This window comes from Acidimicrobiia bacterium (genome assembly GCA_040289475.1).
In the GTDB taxonomy this organism is placed as follows: Bacteria; Actinomycetota; Acidimicrobiia; order ATN3; family PSLF01; genus PSLF01.
Map to the genome: position 1 here is coordinate 82,482 of PSLF01000001.1, position 17,920 is coordinate 100,401.

Annotated in this window: 18 protein-coding genes; 6 read left to right on the top strand and 12 right to left on the bottom strand. The window is 55.8% G+C overall.

Annotated features, from left to right (window positions below):
• Positions 1-9 precede the first annotated feature (9 nt).
• Genes C4318_00380 through C4318_00390 form a run of 3 tightly spaced genes read right to left on the bottom strand, consistent with a single transcriptional unit; the run spans position 10 to position 2,676 of the window.
• Positions 10-1,059, bottom strand: coding sequence for a hypothetical protein (locus tag C4318_00380; GenBank protein MER3453604.1), 1,050 nt, complete (start codon positions 1,057-1,059; stop codon positions 10-12).
• A gap of 7 nt (positions 1,060-1,066) precedes the next feature.
• The gene (locus C4318_00385) at positions 1,067-2,056 is read right to left on the bottom strand and encodes a hypothetical protein (GenBank protein ID MER3453605.1); all 990 of its coding nucleotides are present in this window, start codon (positions 2,054-2,056) and stop codon (positions 1,067-1,069) included.
• The gene (locus C4318_00390; protein MER3453606.1) at positions 1,972-2,676 is read right to left on the bottom strand and encodes a hypothetical protein; all 705 of its coding nucleotides are present in this window, start codon (positions 2,674-2,676) and stop codon (positions 1,972-1,974) included. The genes C4318_00385 and C4318_00390 overlap by 85 nt, the downstream gene beginning before the upstream one ends.
• A 125-nt stretch (positions 2,677-2,801) precedes the next feature.
• Between C4318_00390 and C4318_00395 the strand changes: the two genes are divergently transcribed.
• Positions 2,802-3,794 carry a hypothetical protein gene (locus C4318_00395; protein ID MER3453607.1) on the top strand — a complete coding sequence of 331 codons (993 nt, stop codon included), beginning with the start codon at positions 2,802-2,804 and terminating at the stop codon, positions 3,792-3,794.
• Positions 3,795-3,857: 63 nt separating this feature from the next.
• Here the strand turns inward: C4318_00395 and C4318_00400 are convergent, their stop codons facing one another.
• On the bottom strand, positions 3,858-4,775 hold the full coding sequence (locus C4318_00400) for a pyrroline-5-carboxylate reductase (protein ID MER3453608.1): 918 nt from the start codon (positions 4,773-4,775) through the stop codon (positions 3,858-3,860).
• A 311-nt stretch (positions 4,776-5,086) separates the two neighbouring features.
• On the opposite strand from C4318_00400, the gene C4318_00405 reads away from it, so the two are divergent.
• Positions 5,087-7,015 carry a hypothetical protein gene (locus tag C4318_00405; GenBank protein MER3453609.1) on the top strand — a complete coding sequence of 643 codons (1,929 nt, stop codon included), beginning with the start codon at positions 5,087-5,089 and terminating at the stop codon, positions 7,013-7,015.
• A 111-nt stretch (positions 7,016-7,126) separates the two neighbouring features.
• Here the strand turns inward: C4318_00405 and C4318_00410 are convergent, their stop codons facing one another.
• Together C4318_00410 and C4318_00415 are read right to left on the bottom strand one after the other, a co-directional pair.
• Positions 7,127-8,197 (bottom strand): hypothetical protein, encoded by a 1,071-nt coding sequence (locus tag C4318_00410; protein MER3453610.1) that lies wholly within the window; start codon positions 8,195-8,197, stop codon positions 7,127-7,129.
• A 192-nt stretch (positions 8,198-8,389) separates the two neighbouring features.
• Complete coding sequence (locus C4318_00415) at positions 8,390-9,067, bottom strand: hypothetical protein (GenBank protein MER3453611.1); 678 nt, start codon at positions 9,065-9,067, stop codon at positions 8,390-8,392.
• Between the two features lie 122 nt (positions 9,068-9,189).
• Here C4318_00415 and C4318_00420 point away from each other — a divergent pair, with 122 nt between their 5' ends.
• The 4 genes from C4318_00420 to C4318_00435 all read left to right on the top strand — a co-directional run bounded on the left by C4318_00420 (position 9,190) and on the right by C4318_00435 (position 12,874).
• On the top strand, positions 9,190-10,263 hold the full coding sequence (locus tag C4318_00420; GenBank protein MER3453612.1) for a hypothetical protein: 1,074 nt from the start codon (positions 9,190-9,192) through the stop codon (positions 10,261-10,263).
• Positions 10,264-10,301: 38 nt separating this feature from the next.
• The gene (locus C4318_00425; protein MER3453613.1) at positions 10,302-11,246 is read left to right on the top strand and encodes a hypothetical protein; all 945 of its coding nucleotides are present in this window, start codon (positions 10,302-10,304) and stop codon (positions 11,244-11,246) included.
• Positions 11,219-12,019: a hypothetical protein gene (locus tag C4318_00430; GenBank protein MER3453614.1), complete on the top strand. Its 801-nt coding sequence runs from the start codon at positions 11,219-11,221 to the stop codon at positions 12,017-12,019. The genes C4318_00425 and C4318_00430 overlap by 28 nt, the downstream gene beginning before the upstream one ends.
• A 69-nt stretch (positions 12,020-12,088) precedes the next feature.
• Positions 12,089-12,874, top strand: a complete 786-nt coding sequence (locus tag C4318_00435) for an ABC transporter (GenBank protein MER3453615.1) — start codon at positions 12,089-12,091, stop codon at positions 12,872-12,874.
• 259 nt (positions 12,875-13,133) lie between these two features.
• Here C4318_00435 and C4318_00440 read toward each other — a convergent pair whose 3' ends face one another.
• The 6 genes from C4318_00440 to C4318_00465 form a co-directional block, all read right to left on the bottom strand.
• Positions 13,134-13,646, bottom strand: a complete 513-nt coding sequence (locus C4318_00440; GenBank protein MER3453616.1) for a hypothetical protein — start codon at positions 13,644-13,646, stop codon at positions 13,134-13,136.
• Positions 13,647-13,676: 30 nt separating this feature from the next.
• Positions 13,677-14,264: a hypothetical protein gene (locus C4318_00445; protein MER3453617.1), complete on the bottom strand. Its 588-nt coding sequence runs from the start codon at positions 14,262-14,264 to the stop codon at positions 13,677-13,679.
• Complete coding sequence (locus C4318_00450) at positions 14,261-15,553, bottom strand: D-inositol-3-phosphate glycosyltransferase (protein ID MER3453618.1); 1,293 nt, start codon at positions 15,551-15,553, stop codon at positions 14,261-14,263. Before C4318_00450 ends, C4318_00445 begins: the two co-directional genes overlap by 4 nt.
• A 100-nt stretch (positions 15,554-15,653) precedes the next feature.
• The gene (locus C4318_00455) at positions 15,654-16,643 is read right to left on the bottom strand and encodes a hypothetical protein (protein ID MER3453619.1); all 990 of its coding nucleotides are present in this window, start codon (positions 16,641-16,643) and stop codon (positions 15,654-15,656) included.
• Positions 16,644-16,883: 240 nt separating this feature from the next.
• On the bottom strand, positions 16,884-17,303 hold the full coding sequence (locus C4318_00460; protein ID MER3453620.1) for a hypothetical protein: 420 nt from the start codon (positions 17,301-17,303) through the stop codon (positions 16,884-16,886).
• 35 nt (positions 17,304-17,338) lie between these two features.
• A complete protein-coding gene (locus C4318_00465; GenBank protein ID MER3453621.1) occupies positions 17,339-17,905 on the bottom strand; it encodes a transcriptional regulator in 567 nt (188 codons plus the stop codon).
• Positions 17,906-17,920: the final 15 nt, after the last annotated feature.

The window sequence follows — 17,920 nt, forward strand, 5'->3', positions numbered from 1 at the left end:
CGCGGTACCTCATGGCTCGGCCGGGCGAGGAGCCAGATCTTTTTGTTTTCGCATGACGAAGGCTCGCACGTCTTTTTCCCATCCTCTTATGTCTTGGTCTTTGACTAAGCGCTCTACTCTTTTCTTGTTTCGGAAGTCAGCCACCGCATCTAGACAAGTAAACCGGGGTTGGTACCCGAAATCCTTTTTCAACCTCGTGGTGTCGGAAACGTTTCCGTAGGCAATCTCGCGAAGGATCTGGGGAGGTACCATGACAAATGGAAGCCATCTCAGAGTCAGTGCAGCCATGGGCATCACCGGGGGAAGAATAGGTAGCTCCACACGGCCCGCTTTTCTTATGGCCTGAGAGAGGGGTATCGGCCCATCCGCACCGACATTGTAGATTCCGGGATGATCCTCAACAGTGGCCCTGTACAGGACCTCCAACACGTCGTCTTCGTGAACGAATTGTACTCGAGGATCGAATCCGAGAACTGTGGGCACCACCGGCTGGCCAAGATATCTGCTGAACGGATTGTTCACCTTAGGGCCGAGGATCGTAGCAAACCTGAGAATCGTCATCGCTACGTCCGGTCGACGGCGCCCGAAGTCTCGCGCGTAGGTCTCGATCTCTATGGCATCCCTGCAAAATGGAGTAGATGGGCTTCGCCTCGCTGCCATCTCTTCGGTGAAAAAAAGAGGGTCTTCAGGCTCCGAGCCGTACACAGCAGTCGTCGACTTCACCACTAGCTTTCGCAGTGTACGGCTCTTCTGGCACGCAGCAAAGAGCTGCATGGAGCCGATTACGTTCATCTCTTTCATCATCGTGCGCCCCCTCTCTGCCTCGGAGGGGATGATGTTCAGGTGCACGACCGTGTCCACCTCGGCTGCCTGGAGGACTTTTGAAAACAGCGGATTCCGGATGTCCGCCCGAACGAGCTCAACGCGCTCAAAGTCGTAGTCGGGAAGCTCCAGATCTACTCCGATGATTTCCTCTATGGAGTCGTCTGTTTCCAGTCTTGCAGCGAGACGCACTCCAAAGAAACGTCCAACCCCGGTAATGAGGACCCGCCTTCCCAAGCGCCGCTTACCTCCTCAGCGTTACTGCGACCCCCTCTTCCAAACCCAGCTTTCCAGCGGCGTTCCCCTCTGCTACGGCTATAGATAAAAGTCCGTAGTGATCTTCAAGTATTGCAACGGACCCAGCTTCGACATCTCCATATGCCTTGGCCCACACTGCTATCCACTCGGATCCCGCAACGCCTATCTTTACATCTTTACCAAGCTCGGCGCCTATGCTAGCGAGCTCTTCGGGGGACACGTTGACTTCGCAGTTTCCAAACCGATCGACCCAGAGAACCTCGCACTCAATTTTGTCCCTCTCTATACGGGGAAGCGGAACCACCATAGGGACCAGGGACTCCAACGGCACTTCAGGACCAAGGTCGTCTAGCGATGCTGATCGCGCCAGAGCTGCGGCTGCGGGAGCAAAGACGTCTCTTCCTGCAAAAGTGAGCCCTCCCCTCTGGGGCAGCCTGAATTGTTCGCTAACGATCTCCACAGCCCGCAGCGCGCCACCTAACATCTGAGCGGCCGGAGACAAAATTCCATTGTCTGGGCCGACAAAAACTGCATCTGCGGTTTCTACTGCTATTGCTCGCCGTGCTGTTCCCACACCTGGATCGACGATCGCTAGGTGGACAGCAGGGGGCATGTACTGGATCGCCCTAACCAGCATCAGAGCCGCCGACCTCACCGCATAGGGCGAAACCATATGGCAGATATCTATGATCCTGACGTGAGGAGCAATAGCATAGATAACGCCCCGACACACACCGACAAACTCATCCTCAAGTCCATAGTCAGTAAGAAACGTGATGTAATCAAAGCGGTTTCCGCTTCCCGCCGCCTCGACTGACCGCAAGCCGCTATCTTCGACCCCATGCCCCAGTAAAGAGCCCGTCCTGGTGTCGGGGTCGTTTCGGTCTTGGTTCACCGTCCCTCTCTTCGCAAGTAATCGACTAGCTTGGCGATTCCGCTTCCCTCTATCGATACAGCAGAGTTCGGATCGAACCAGTTCTCGTTCGCGGGGTAAACGTACAGCTCTTTGGGATTGGGCGCTAAGTTCATGAGTTCCTTTGTCCGTTCAATCAAAGAGTCGTCTCCCGAGGGAACCATGAACAGTTTTGGAAGAAACAGAGGGGGTAACACCTTCGATGCCTCGATAGTTCCATACGATGCCGGAAGCCCCGTGAGAACCAGTGTGCGAGGAGCGAGGTCCGGGCTGGTCGCCGCCTTTGCGACAATGAGGGCGCCCGTTCCAAACCCCACATAACTCACCTCTCGGACACCGAAGTTTCTGACCAGAGACAACCCGGCTCCCACAACGTCGCGATCCATTAGCGCAGGGTCGGGAACCCCCTCGCTCCCCTCGTATCCCCTGAAGTTAAAGGTCATGACCCTGAACCCGTGCTGCGACAGGTAGTAGGCAAGAGGAGCTAGAAAAGCCTTGTTCGACTTGTCGTCGTGAGCGAGAACGATGCCCTTGGGACCTTCTCCGTACACCGTCGCGCTCAGCTTGAATCCGTCCGGCGACAACAGAACGATCTCGCTTTGCTTGGACTTCGTGGCACAGCCTCCGACCAGCGTCGAGGTCAAAGCTACCGCAGCCACGACCACGGCGATCGAAGAGAACATGGGACACTCGTTGCGTTCCAAGACGTTGCCCTGCAACAGCTATCCGATCGGTATAAACTCTTGATGCTCAAAAGCGGACCGTAGCGAGCCGTAGGGCCGTGAATCAAGCCGACGGAGGTGGCGGCGTGAGATCGATGAAGTTCCAGAGCCGACTGAAGATGCAGCGCTCGATGATCGCGACGCTCGTATCGGTCGTGACAGCAGTATTCTCGTTAGCTCTGCCAAATGTCCCTGCAGCAGCACAGCAATCTACTCCTACCAAGCCATTCAGCGTCAATTTCGACGTTCAATTCTGCGACGGCGGACAGTTCAAAACCGGCGCGCCCTGCGAAGGAGAACCTCGTCCGGGAGAATCTTCCGACCTTCTTTTGCTCATAAATCAAGAAGAGGGATCTCCCCTTCTCGCAGGCGGATACATGCGCAGCGCAGGATTCAGAGTAACGCCCGGAACCGAGGGTGCCAACAACGACAAGGTTGGCGAGGGAAACGTCAAGATAGGAGTAGTGGGGATTGGCGCAGTAGGGCTTTTGGCATGTGTGGTCAACCAAAGTCCCCCCGACCCAGGAGATACCGCTACTCTCGTGGTCATACTAAACATCTCCTCTACGACCCCTTGCGATCCGGGACCCGCCATGGCCAAGGCCAAGCTACGCGTTAAGAGCATAGGAGAAGCGGAGTACGAGTACAGCCTTGACCTGCGTGCGGCAACAGCTTCGGCAAATGCCCCAGGCGGAACATCCCTGCAGCTTACAACTCCTCTCGAAATCTCATTGACTTTCTTTGGGACGTCCAAAGTCAACGAAGATGTGTCTCCACCGACACCTGGCGGTCTCCCCACTATTCGCTTTGTCGACCAGCCGGGTTCCTATGAATTGGTTGGGCACTTCGAGGGTCCCGGGGGAGTTGCCAGCGACAAGAAAATCAGCTACGAGGTCATAAACCCTCAGCCGCCCAAGAAGCAGACGAACTTCCTGCCGATAATCGTCGTCATTGCTGTCATTGTGATTATCGCCATACTAGGTTACGTTTTGTGGTCCCGCCGCCGGGAGGCTAAGTCCGTAGAAGAGTGGGAGTACTACGAGGAAGACGTCTACTACGAGGAAGATCAATACGTCTAAGCTAGCTCTAGGTAGGCAGAAAATCTGCCGCTTGCTAAAAGCTCCTCCTGGCCGGGGCGGACCTTAATTCTTCGCTTCGGAAGAGGCGAGGGGATCAAGGTGTGCTGCCCGTTTGGCAGCTGCTTCGATGGCTTCTTCTACCGCTTCTACGAAGTTTCGGTTCCGTAATACTTCGAGAGCCGCCTCTGTCGTTCCCCCTTTAGAAGTGACAGCCTCTCTCCATTCCCTGGCAGATCTGCCGCCAGGCGCCGAACTTCCCCGCTCTACCAGCAACAGTCCTGCTCCAAGGAGTGTGTGGGGAACTAGCACCGCTGTTTCCTCCCTTGAAAGCCCCAGTTTTTTTCCGGCGCTCTCCATTGCCTCAGCGAGAAGAAAAACATAAGCTGGGCCCGATCCAGACAGGGCAGTAACGGCGTCCAGTTTGTTTTCGGGCACATCAATCGTGGGCCCGATGGCCTCCAGGACCTGTCGGGCCTTCGCTTTTTCTTCCTCGGACACATGCTCGTCAACCGCATACGCTGAAACCCCCGCACCAACAGTCGCTCCGAGGTTCGGCATGGCGCGAACAATCTTGTAATCCTTTCCTAGGCGACGTTTGATCGACGAGATCGTCACCCCTGCAGCAATCGAAAGAATCACAACACTCGGAGGCACGCGCACCCGGGCACTATCTAGAATCTCGGGCAGGTCTGCCGGTTTCACCGCCACGAGAAGCAGATCGAAGTCTGCGCAAATCTTGCGCTCGGGAAGATTGTCTGCTGTCTGGATACCGGAGAAGGTACGGTTCAGGTAGGTTCGGCGCGCTGGGTCAACCTCCACTACCAAGACTGCCTCGGGCTCCACGGTCCGCGACCGCAAAAGTCCCGCTAAGAATGCCTCCCCCATCTTTCCTCCACCGGCGAGAATTAGTCGCATCTTGCGTCCCCCAGTTGTCATCAGGCTTCTACTCACAATTGCAGTGGTGCTCTGGCGGGCTGTCATTGCTATTGATAGACCGCCCGCAGGCTCCGGGCATAGCTGCCCTTATGAATTCAGTCAACTGTATATGTAGGTCATCTCTCCGCCCGGGCGCCAGCCTCGAAAACTTCGGCGTGGGCCCGCTTTAGAATCCAGCTGCTAACTCCGAAGTTATATACAGAAGAATTTTGCCAGTGAGCGGAGCGGGAAGTGTCTTCCTGGCATCGTGTGAAGCTTCGAACCCCGGGTGCTCCCGCTGCAAAGCAGGCTCCGCTCCGCCCCGATGAGTCGACATTCGTTATTCGGTGCCATTCGGCTACGGAGGACTCCGCCACATGCGTCGTTCGGTTCGCGCGCTGATAGCTGTAGGAACGGCAGTCTTGGTTGTCAGTGCGTCACTTTTGACAACCCAAGTGAGGACGGCCCACGCAGCCGACCCAGCCACCGACGAGATGCGACTTCTCGACTACACCAATAAGCAACGGCAGGCAGCAGGACTGGCGCCCCTAGCGATCTGGCCCCGTGCCGCGCAGGTGGCCCGGCAACACTCCCAGGACATGGCAGCCTCCGGATCTCCGTACCATGCACCGGACTGGAATCTCGTAGATCCTATCTGGTCCGGCGCGGCTCAAAACATAGGGACTGCAGCGGGCGTATTCGGAGATCCAGCTGTTCAGCTAATACAGTGCGGAGGTTTATCTGCTTGCAATCCCTTGCCCTCTCCGATTCCACCATGCCCGTGGCAGTCTCCTCCGCCGGGCAGCGAGGGGAAGGCATTTCTCACGAGCAAGCCACACTGCGAAAACATCATGAATCCGACCTTCAACTTTGTCGGGATTGGAATCGTCTACGGGTCAGATGGCACGGTCTGGTTCACAGTTGACTTTTATGCAATCCCTTCGCCTCCCCCAGAAATACTTTTCCCGCCTCCCGCTCCTCCCTCAGAAACACCTATAGTGCCTGCTCCCGCGCTAAGTGCAGCTTCCACTGACCGCTACTTTGCCGAAGGATTCACTGGAGCGGGGTTTGACACTCTCTACGAGATCTTCAACCCCACTGACGGAACTGCCACCGTAACACTCACCTTATTTACCCCGACCGGGCCCGTTGCCCGGACGTTTTCCGCTCCTCCTAAAGCCTCTAGAACCATCGACGCTGCAGCGATAGTGGGACGAGGTGTTGACGTCGGAGCACATGTAGCGTCCGACAGGCCAGTGGTTACTGAAAGACGAATGTTGTTCAACTACCGCCTGGCAGGAATCGATGGCAGCACGCAATCTACGGGTCTACAAGGCCCTAGGCTGTCGTACCTGTTTCCCGAGGGGTACACAGGGCCGGGCTTCGAAGAATGGCTTACGTTCGCAAACCCAAACTCTTCCGAGACCGATCTGGAGATTACCTTCATGCGACCAGATGGTTCTACTCAGGTTTACACGATGAGCGTACCTGCGAACACCAGAAGGACTCTCGAAATTCGGCCCCTCGTAGGTAGTACTGAGGTATCGACCAAAGTTCGGTCGACCAACGGCATACCTTTCTTGGCTGAGCGACCCATGTACTTCAGCTACGCATCGCTATTTGGATTGGGTGTCTTCACGGGAGGACACGTGGGCGCGGGCATCGATGCGCCGGGTACTCACTTTTATCTGGCCGAGGGGTACACAGGGCCGGGATTCGAAGAATGGATCACGGTTCAGAACCCTAGCCCCGCGACTCCCGCAAATGTGCGTATTCGTTATCTACTGGATACAGGGGCAGCGGTAGAACGTAGTGTCGTGATCGGGCCACACTCCCGCTTCACGAGATTTGCGAATGCAGATGTGCCTGGCCACAGCGTAGCCCTCGAGGTTTTCTCTGATATTCCCATTGCAGTAGAGCGTCCTATTTACTTCGATTACATCGGATGGAGAGACGGACACAACGCAGCAGGCATGGCTTCCACGTCCAAATACTGGGCGCTCCCCAACGTTGACACGCGTTTGTTTACGGAAACATGGATCACCATCGGAAATCCCAATCCTGACCCCGCCACGGTCACGTTTTACTTCTACGACTCGGGCGGAGGTACTCCTTTCGTAAGAAACTTCCGGATTCCTGCCAATGGACGAGGATCGTTCAAGGCTAACGCCGTTGCTCCCCAGGGAAAGAAAATGGGGCTGGTACTCGCCTCTAACAAGCCTATAGCAGTAGAGAAACCAATCTACCAGTGGCTGCCGGGCGCAGTAGGAGGAGATGTGGCGCCTGGTATACCACTCTCTTCATAACTAGCAATATTCAAAGCGGCCAACACAGCCGAATGCCTCGAACCCTCGAAAATGCCGTAGTTGTAAGCACCCGCTCCACAAGAGTCCCATAGGTAGACGGTGTTCGCGACATTACAAGTATGCTGCGGGATCTACCGGAGAGCCTCCATAGCGGATCTCGAAGTGCAAGTGTGGACCTGTCGAGTTTCCTGTCGTCCCTACAGCGCCAAGTACACTGCCCCTCGCAACACGCTGGCCTGAAGACACCGAGATAGCAGAGAGGTGAGCATAGAGCGTCGCGAATCCATCGCCGTGGTCGATTATTACCGTGAGACCGTACGCTCCTTGATCACCAGCAGCAACGACCGTTCCAGCTGCAGACGCTCCAACTGGGGTTCCAACCGGCGCGGATATGTCGATTCCATTGTGCATCCTGCATCCCGACGAGCCGCAGCGCTGGCCAAATCCAGAGGTCACAGGACCAGACACAGGCCACCCGAAACGCCCCTTTCCCTCCACGGGAACCGAGCCTACTGGCCCTTTTGTAGGAGATAGCATTGCCTGGATCTTGGCCTGCTCTTTCTGGAGAGAATCGACCTCGGCAATGAGTTCTTCTATCCGTCGCTCTTTCTCTGCTTTATTTGCCGCAATCCGAAGCTGTGTTTCCTCGAGATGCGCCTCTTCGGCTTCGATCTCTGCCTCTACCCTAGCCGCCTCCGCAGTGAGATCATCTAGAACCGTTTTGTCCTCAGCGAGGTCCTTGTTGAGAGACAAAAATTCCTCTATACGACCTCTGTCTGCCCTGGTAACTCTGACGACCAACCCCGAACGTCGCGCGGCTTCACCCACAGAATCTGCAAGCAAGACTGCTTGGGCCATCCCGCCATCGGGATGCTTGTAGACCTCCACAATTCTTGACTTGGCCACAAACGCCATCGACCTAGCCCGCTGCTCGGTCACAGCCATGCGGCGCGCTACTGCCTCGACCTGGTTAGCCAACTCTCGGTGGCGATTGGTGGCTTCGGCGAGTCTCGCTCGCGTAGCGGCCAGCTTGGAGTCAAGATCGGCAAGCGCAGCATCCAGCTCGGCCTCGCTCTTTTTTTCAGCTTCCAGCTCCGCTTGTTTTTCCATCTGCTGGCGATGGAGGTCGTCGAATCTGGAACCTCTCGACGTCTGAGCGATGGGCGCTACTGGTGGCCTCATAACAACAGCACTCGCTCCCTGGGGCGGCGCTATAAAAATGAGAAAAAGGGCCAAAACAGCACTTGGCCCAATGCAACGGCCAATTATGCAGCTGCTGGCTTTCTGAGTTGAACTGGTATGTGATTCCTTCACAAGTGGCCAGACTCTAGTCGCTGGGACAAAAGATGTCAAGACCGGTGCGCACTGTAGCTTTTAGCATTTTCCCCACAACCCCTTTCCTGCCTCCCGAGCTCTTCTTGCGGCTTCGACAAACTGGTCGGCATGACGAACGTTTGGGGGCACTGTATAAGGCAATGCATAACCTTCTTCCACGAGAAGAAGGTTGAAGAACGTGCCATCCGACAGGTAAACATAAGCAAGTGTCCTTCCATAGCGGTCCACCCGCTCTACGTCGAACTCGAGCCTGACTAGCTTTCCAACAAGTCGGGAAGTGAACTTGGCAGCCTCCTCCCCAAAGCACTCCACAGGCCGCCGAGGATCTTTTGTCTCCGGGGTATCTATGCCGATGAGGCGAACTCGGATAATTGCCCCTCCACCAGCCGCCCGCACGTCGATCGTATCTCCATCGATCGCCCGCACGACCACGTACTCGTCAGAAGCGGGCGACGTATTTGCGCCGCTCGAGTTCGTTTGCGGAGGCGCCGAAGACGACAAAGAACCTCCATCCGTGGTAGAAGGAGACGGCTTGGAGGACACCGAGGGCGCCTGAGAGCAACCAGCAATAACCAAAAATACGAGCACCCAGCTCGCAAACCGCCACAGGTAATAGGAGTGGACGCCTAGCCATAGCGCATTTGCTTGCAACGCCGAACGTTTGGCCTGTGCCCTCTTAGCAATCTTGCAGTCGTGGGCAATCCGGGTTACTAGCATTGACACTTCAGAATAGGCAAGGAACTCTTCCTTTCTACGGCGCGCGAGTAATCTGGGCTGCCGCGTGCAATCGGGTCTGTTTCGATCCTAGAACTTGCCAGCGACATAGACGAGAGGTGGTGTTGTCCGAAGAGCTCTCCTGGGTAACTATAAGTCGATACTTAGCCGAGCAAACGGCCAGGCAGCTTGCCGACAAATTCGAAGTGGCAGGAATCGACGTCCGACTCGATCCCGAAGGCGCGACCGAAGATAACCTTTACCGGTTGAGAGTTCCTCTCGATCAGGCAATAGCAGCGTTCGAAGCTTTGAAAGCGGAGGTGACCGAGGAATTTCGTTGGCCCCCTCCCCGACAGCAAAAAATGGGTGTCGCCGGAGCGTTGCGACGTCTGATTGAATCGGCCCGCAGGCCTTCGTCGTCCTTGGAAGAAGCAGAGATGTCAGTGGAGGCTGCTTTAGAGCTGGTGCGCCGGGACCCCACTTCTCCACGGCATCGGCTGCAGCTGGCCCGGGCACTCCTCTCGACCGACGACAGCGAGTTAGAGGAGGTTGCTACAGGAAAAGTTTTGGAATGGGCCCGCTGCGCCATAGACGAGGCTATCTTTCTGGGCGCGGGACCGGAGGCCGCATTCGAGTTAGCGGAGCTCTGCCTCGAGCAGGAACGCCCTAACGAAGCCGCTGCTTGGATTGAAGAGGCGGCGGATTCGGGCACCGATCCTTCAAGAGCAGCTTATCTTCTATGCGAACTCGAGTTCTTGAAAGGAAACCTCAAGGCTCTCAAGAATGCGGTCTCCCATTACCGCCGCATTGTCGACACTCCAGACCTAAACCTCCTTTACGCAGCTGGACTCCTTTACTCTGCGGGAGAAAAAGGAATGGCGGTGCGTTTGGCGGATACCGCCCTACGAGACGGTGAGTTCGCCTCCGAGGATGAGTGGGTAACGGCAGCAGCCTTGAAGATTGTGATGGAGGGTGCGGCGGCCGAGTCGGTCGCCGATCTCGCAAGCTTCTTGCCGGGACCAGAAGCGGCCGATCAGGCAATCACCGACGCCCGAGCGGAGCTTGACCGGCTCAGAAGTCGGTGGAAGCGAGCGCTGAATGCAGTAAAGAAAAGACAGCTAGAAAGCGGCACCCGCGAGGAAAGACAGCGACGAAGGCAGGCTGATGGTCGTGAGAGAACGGATCCGAGGAGGAAGTAGTGCAAATACGGAGGACCCCGGTGTTGTTGTTAGCCTGCATGCTTGGGATAGTTGGCTGCAGTAGGCAGGAAAAGCTGTCTGGGAGTGCGTCGACGAATTCGCAACTCACGGTTGCAGTGTCGGCCTTTCCAGTGGAATGGCTAGTACGCAACGTAGGTGGAGACCGTGTTCGCACAATCCAGCTACTCGCTCCATCCTCCGATATTCACGATGCCGAGCTAAATCCGGCGGCAGTAGCTCAACTCGGAGAAACCGACTTGGTGATTCTCGTTGGAAGCGGGGTGCAGCCAGCGGTAGAAGAGGCGCTAAGCGCTCGACAATTTCCTAACGAGCGAATACTGCGGATTGCTGACTTCTTGGCGGAGAGCCACGTCGTAGTCGGGAGTAGTGGGATGTCGCCTACCGAACCTCCAGGGAAAACGCGCCCGCCGATACTGCATAGCTCTCTTTCCGCTGGACAAGTCCACTTCTGGCTCGATCCGTTAGCTCAAGTGTCCGCCGCAGAGTACATCTCCAAATCTCTATCAGCAGCTTCGCCAGAAAATGCGGATTATTTCAAGGAACGGTTTGAAACGGCTAAATCTTCACTCGACTCGCTCAACACCGCTTTTTCTCTGACTCTTCACAGCTGTCGCTCTAGAAAGTTGGTCGTGTATCACTCTGCCTTTAAAGCGCTCGCCAATAGATACGGCTTGGAAGAGGTTCCGGTTACCGGCTCTGATCCAGAGGTCGAACCCAAGCCCTCACAGGTGAGCGCCGCCATAGAGGCGGCGAGAAACTCAGGTGCCAAGGCAGTTTTCTCGGACCCGGAGTCCGGACGAGCGATTATGGAGCAAGTGGCTAGGGAGTCTGGGACTGTCGTAGAGATACTCGATCCCATCGAGGTTCCGGACCCAGATCGCGACTACGATTCAAGGATGCGGTCGAATCTTCAGAAGATCGCAAACGCACTGGGATGCCAGGAATCAGCCAGGGTGAAATGAGTGACTCTCACCCAGACTCACTGGTCCTTGAGGTTTCCGGATTAGAAGTTGCTTACGGGCCACACGCCGTCCTAGAGGATATAAACCTCTGCGTGACAAAAGGTGAGTTGGTGGCGATCTCCGGCCCTAACGGCGGAGGAAAAACAACGTTTCTGAGAGCATGTCTGGGCCTTGTCAAACCACGCGCGGGCAAAATTCGGGTTTTGGGCATGGAAGCAGGAGACCCTAGGGGTCTTGTGCGCATTGGCTACGTACCCCAGAGACCCAAAATTGCGTATGACTTTCCGGGCACGGTGCGAGAGGTGGTTCTGAGCGGAGCGTGGCCAAAAGCTGGCCTGTGGCGAAAGCTCTCTAAGTACCTTCACGAGTCGGTGCACGCAACTATCGAGGCATGTGGGCTCGCAGAAGTCGAACGGCGACGAGTGGGCGAGCTGTCCGGCGGTATGCAGCAGCGCGTCTTTCTTGCGCGTGCACTAGCTTCCCATCCCGACTTGCTCTTTCTAGACGAACCAATTGCAGGCATCGACCTGCCCTCCCAGATGGAGTTCCGGCGTTTGTTAACGGATCTTTTGGGAAGCGGTGAAATGACCGTCGTTGTGGTCGTGCACGAGTACGGTCCATTCGAAGGACTAGTAGATAGGCTCGTGATTTTGGCTGAAAAAGTTCTATACGACGGAGCTCCACCCCAACACGAGGGAACCGACCATAAACACCACACGCTCCCCACTGAGTACCTCTCACTATTTAAGGAAATCCGAAGCGCCGAAACATGAAAAGTCTCGACCATAGAGCTGTCTGACAGACGTCACCGCTGCGGAGTTCAAAGCCAGGAGCGTAAAAATATGACTTTTAGCCAGAGAGCGGTACTTGCAGCGGTCATGGTAGGTGCCACAGCCCCCCTCGTCGGTACCTTTCTAGTAAGAAGAGGAATGGCACTGGTAGGCGACGGACTGGGGCACTTGGCCTTTGCGGGAGTGGCAATTGCTCCGCTCATTGGAGTTTCCCCCTTGCCAGTGGCACTCGTCGTGGCGCTCGCAGGCGCCGCTGTAGTCGAAATCGTGAGATGGAAGTCTGCTGGCCGCTCCGACTTGGCAATCGCTTTTGTGTTTTATTCCTCGATAGCTCTCGCAGTCGTGGTGTTAGCTGCTGGCAAGAGATATAACTCAAGGGTCCTTGGAGTCCTTTTTGGCTCACTTTTGACGGTCTCCAACTGGGAGCTTGTCACTATGGCACTCGTTCTTTTTGCGGCTACGCTCGTCACCGTTTTTTTCTATCGGCCCCTGGTAATGATTTCGATCGACGACGAGCTTGCCCAGGCCTCGGGTGTATCTCCCCGCCGCTATGGAATGTTGATTTCCCTTTCCACGGCAGCAGTGGTCGTAGCAGGAATGCCAGCTGTGGGGATCTTGCTAATCTCAGCTCTCCTCGTCCTACCGGCTGCAACCGCACAGAACGCCGTGTCAGGCTTTGCCAGAACCCTGGGAGCTGCCTCGCTGCTGGGCGCATCGACAGCTGCAGTAGGCACTCTGGGAGCGCTCAGAGTCGATGTACCCCCAGGAGCCGCCATCGTAGTCCTGGCTTCGGCGCTTTACCTCTCTAGTCTCGGAACTCGGAGAACTCGAAACTAGTGAGCTATACGCCGCGACATTAGAAGGATTTAGTGGTCAAGAACTAAAAAATAAATGCCCGGGCGTCCTGGAAGTGTCTCGGCGCATTTCCCCAAACACAGCCGCATCCCGCCCAGGCCGCCCGGGAACTTATTCCAAAGGGAAGGATCTACCACCACGCCCTTACCTATCGGAATTAACGCTGTCAATCGTATCGACAAGCTACACAACTCAAAAGAAATAAAATTCACTTATCCGGATACAAACGTGTGCAACCGAACTATTCTTGTCCCGTTTCGCCTTCCCGACCCCGATTTTTGCGCTTGAAATAAGAGGCAAAACCAGTGTGAAGGGCCGGCCTAAAGAAGGCTTCCGTGTAGTGGTATATCGAGCCCACGATCCTGTCGACTTCTTCTTCGGAAACTGCTTCAATGGGTATCTGCCCCGTAATGAAGACATCGTGATCCGAGGCGAGTGAAAACCGACATAGGTACATTTCGCTGTTCTTGAGTAGGAGGTAACGGTAAAGCGCCTCGTGGTTCTCCTGCGGGTCCGGCATAAAGTAGCACTCGTATGAGAGAGTCCGATCTCCGACCTCAAACCAGATAGTGAGAAAATCCTTGGTGCGTCCGGCAATGCGGATCATGTAGCGATCCGGCCCGTCCGACTCGACGGCTACTACTTCCTCCGAGTCTTCTAGGCGCGCCTTCAAATACTCGAAGACAACTTGGCGCGCCTTGTCTTTTAGCTCCGGTAAAAAAGTCTTGCGCACTGGACCCCTCTGCTGGTACAGCCCGAAATACCAGTCACCACAAGCGAACCACTATCGTGGTTGGTGCTCGTTGTGACCGACCGTCCAATAATCCGGCCTGGGAAGCTCTCGACTGGCTGGAAGCTCTTCAAACTCCTCTCTGGTTATCGACATCCACGTGTGATCCATCCATCGGTCATACTTCCAGGAACGCTCGCGCAGGCGACCCTCTTCACGAAAGCCAACCGCTTTATAGGTTCTAATTGCAGCATCGTTGTCCGAGAGGACCCATAAATCGACCATCCGCAGGCCCCGAAACCGAAAAGCGAAGTTCAGTAGCGCGAGCATCGAGTCGGCTCCTAGTCCCCTCCCTCGGTAACCCGGCTCTCCAATGAACATATATATCGCGGCGACCTGGTCGCGTTGCCTGAATCTGTTGAGACCGATCCTCCCGATGGGCTTGTCTTCAAAAACTATGGTAAATGGGAGTCCTTCTTCTCGTGCCTTGGCAATGTCCTCTTCTATGTCCCGCCTCGAGAAGGGGCGGTCGTAATCCATCCACCATGCAATCTCGGGGTCGTTCATCCAACAGTAGAAGAGGGGCAGGTCGGAGTCTTCGACTGGCCGCAACAGAACATACTTCCCGTGAACGAAGCTCACAGCAGACCGCCTGCCGAAGCGCTATCGCTGATCTCTAAATAGGTGTTCAAAAACGCCTCCGCCACTCTGTCCCATGTGAGATGTCCCACCGATCGGGCCGCTTCTCTCCCCATTTTCCGCAGCCTCTGGGGAGATGAAAGCAGTTCACCGAGAGCCCGTGCCAATGCTTCAGGCTCCCTAGAGGAAATCACAACTCCAGTCACTCCATTGTCGACAATTTCGCTTACTCCACCAGAGTCGGTGGCGACGACAGGTGTGCCACACGCCAGAGCCTCGAGAGCGATCATCCCGAATGACTCTGTTTTCGAGGTCACGAGCAGCGTATCGGCCCGGCGCAGAATGTCTGCCAGCTCTCTCCTTCCTACCGGACCAGCAAGCAGTGTTCGGGAAGGATCTCTAGTCGAAGAGATCGCCGCCTGGAGCCTCTGGAGTTCTTTGTCGCCATCTTCTCCAGAGGGCCCTCCGCATATCACAAATCCCGTGTTCGCGAGGTAGGGGTATAGCGACCGCATCCGATCTACGGCCTCGACTGCCAACTCGAAACCTTTGAGGGGTTGAATTCTGCCAGCCGCGACCACTAGCGGCGAGCTCGTATTCAACAAGCGGTCAAGGGCTGGAGATGTCATTGAAAAACTAGAACGCCGCCCACTGCCATGCGGATCGAACACTGCCGGGTCGTAGCCGGGCGGGAGTATCGCTATCTTAGCTTCCGAAGCTCCGTAAGCATCTTTCAGGATATCGGCTTCGTACCGGGTAGAAGCTGTCAGCAAGTCTGCACGGGTCACCAGCTCTGCCTCTAGTTTGCGTCTCTCCAACGCCAGGGCTGACCCGCTGGAGGCTCCCGCCATCTCCTTGGCAACTTGAAGAGTGTGAAAAGTGTGGAAGTGTGCTGCGCCGGAAGGCAAAGCCAGTCTCAGAGCCGCTGGGCCCGACATCCAGTAGTGGGAGTGGACCACGTCGTAGGGTAAAAAGCATCGCTCGGCGTACCTTGCCACTCCCTCGGCGAATTCCCACCGATAAGAAGCGAGCTCGATTTTGCTAAGGGATCTTGGGGGACCTGCTTCAACGTGAATGACTCTCACGCCCGGGCCCGCGATAACGACGTGAGCAGCTTCAGATACTGACTTTCGAGTGTAGATGTCCACCCTCGCCCCTCGCCTCGCCAAAGCCTGAGCCAGGCTGAGAACGAAGACGTTGAGCCCCCCTGAATCTCCCGTACCCGGGGGTTCTAGAGGGCAGGTGTGATAGCTTATCGCTGCCACTCTGAGCACTGGCTGGGCTTCGCTCACTCGGCACGCGCTCCTAATACCCAGAGATACCCCGAGAGGCAGGACATGGCTTCAAGCTGTCTTTTTTCACTGCACTAAACCCTAAAGGGCGCCAAAACAATCACTCCCACGAGAAGTCGAGTGTAGCGAGCATTCGAGCCTTCCCGCCGAGCTCTATCTTGTAGCGTTCTGCACCCTGCAGAAAATCAAACCTTCTGAGCCCTCTCTCGATTCCTTTTTGGATTAAAGATGCTATGTGCACGATTCCCGGGGATAGCTTCGTGGCGTCGGGGTCGTGCGCCGAGTTGTACAGAAAATAGCTGTCCGCCAGCTCAAACCCAAAACACGCCGAGTACCTCTTTGCGCCTGCTTTCAGAAACGTCAGACGCAGCCAGTTTTTCTCCATGGCAGTGCTGGCGATGTCGCGAAAAAAGGCCTCGTATCCGGAGTCCAAGAAGCCGCCTTTTGGTCCCCTCGAGTTTCTGTGCCAGTAAAAGAAGTCCTCCAAATCCTTTTCTAAGGAGTCTTGCGTAGCCACTTCCACGGAAGCTTTTCCCACCTCGGCCTCGAACCGGCGGATCTTCCGCCGGAGCTCGTGCCGGTGCTTGGATGTCAGACTTGCCAAGTATTCGGCGTAGCTGCCCGGAAGTTCTAATACAGGACACACCTCTTCGAAGTAGATCCTCACCTTGGCACCCATCGAAAGCAGCTCATCGGCTAGTGTGTCGGAAAACCCGAAATTGGCTGGGACCGCCTCGAGGTGTCCCTTTCGACAAGAAGTCCTCGATAAGTAGAGATACTCGGCAAGCTCTCGAGCGAAACGCTCTACGTCGTTTTTGCGAACCGCTGGAGCTGAATAGTCAGTTACCTCTCGGCCACCGAGCTGCTCGATCGTTCCATTATCGAACAGCTCGAGAGCCCATATCCCCCATGGCCTTCCTTCGAGGTTGTCCATAGCAGTCATTACCAATAATTCGGAGCTATCACCAAAGTGCCTGCGCCAAACTCGGGCCCACTCGGGGCGTACGAAGGGCCCGAGATCTACAGAAGCGAGCTCGTTCCATGCGTCTAACAGCAGCTGATCTTCCAAGCTTTTCTTCACCCGAAGCATGCACCTAGGCTAACGGGTCGACATATCGGTACAGAAACGGCAATTCACCCGCCAATCCATAACCGGAAAACAAAGCCGCCGCCCGAAAAAACACCCCGGCCGCTCACCACGGTCCGGGGTGTTCGGTAAGCCCTGAAGTGCTGCCGTTTGTCCCTATTCAACCGGCTCTGGAAGCACTAGGACGGTCAGATGAGAACGGAGCGCCGGGGCGAAACAGCAACCGCCAACAACGCTCTACTCCTAAGAAGCTGCTTTGCTGCTCGCCTCCGACGCTTTATTTGCAACTTTTTCCTCTTTCGCCTGCGACTTCGAGGATTTATCCGCCGACTGCGAGATCGCTCCGTTTTGAGATCCCAAACGACCCGCAACACCGAGCCTCTCTGCGATAGGCTCCAACGCTTCTCTCGCCTGACCAACGATCTTTTCGAGACGCTCTTGGGAGAGGCGGTTCTCTATCTCTTTGCGAATTTTCTGCCGCCTCTTTTCTACGTTCTTCTCTAGCGAGCTAAAGCGTTTCTTCCCTCGCTTGGCCAGCGTCTCGAGGCGCTTTTCTCGCTTGTCGGGATCGCTGATCAGCTCGGATGCAGTCTCTACCCAGCTGTCTCCTGCGCCTATGGCTGCGTAGACAATCTTCTCGAACCTTTCCCGTGCAGTACTCACCTCGCTCACCTCCTGTTGTCACGATCCAGCTTGCCTTAGACTGCCACCTCTCGGTCGCCTTGTGTAGGGGCCTCACCATCGGTAGCTATACCCTCGTCCAGGCCTTTTCGGGCGATGCTTTCGCCTCGCTCGCCCTCTACGGAGTAAAAGCCCGCAGACGGCTTATCGCCGGAAAGACCGTCATCGCTAATCGCCTGACTCTTTTCAGATTCTAGGTCGATTGCGTCTCTCGACCCCGCTCCCTCAAACCTTTCACGAAAAGAGCGGGAGTTAACAAGACGGAGAGAGTGATACACCTCAATGAGAGTCTGTTTTTGACCCTCGGTTATCGACTTGTCCCGGAGAATCGCAGAGACGACGTCCGAGTCAGAGGACTCGGCATCGAGAATCCCGGCTCGCACGTACAGCGTCTCGGCCGAGATACGCAGTGCTTTAGCTATCGCCTGTAGGATCTCCGCCGAAGGCTTTCGAAGCCCACGCTCTATCTGAGACAAGTACGGGTTGGAAATCCCCGCTTGTTCGGATAGTTTCCTGAGCGATAGCTGAGCCTGCCGCCTCTGCTCCCGTATAAACTCTCCAAGATCTCGCATTCTGTTTGTCATCCTCTCCGGCATAGT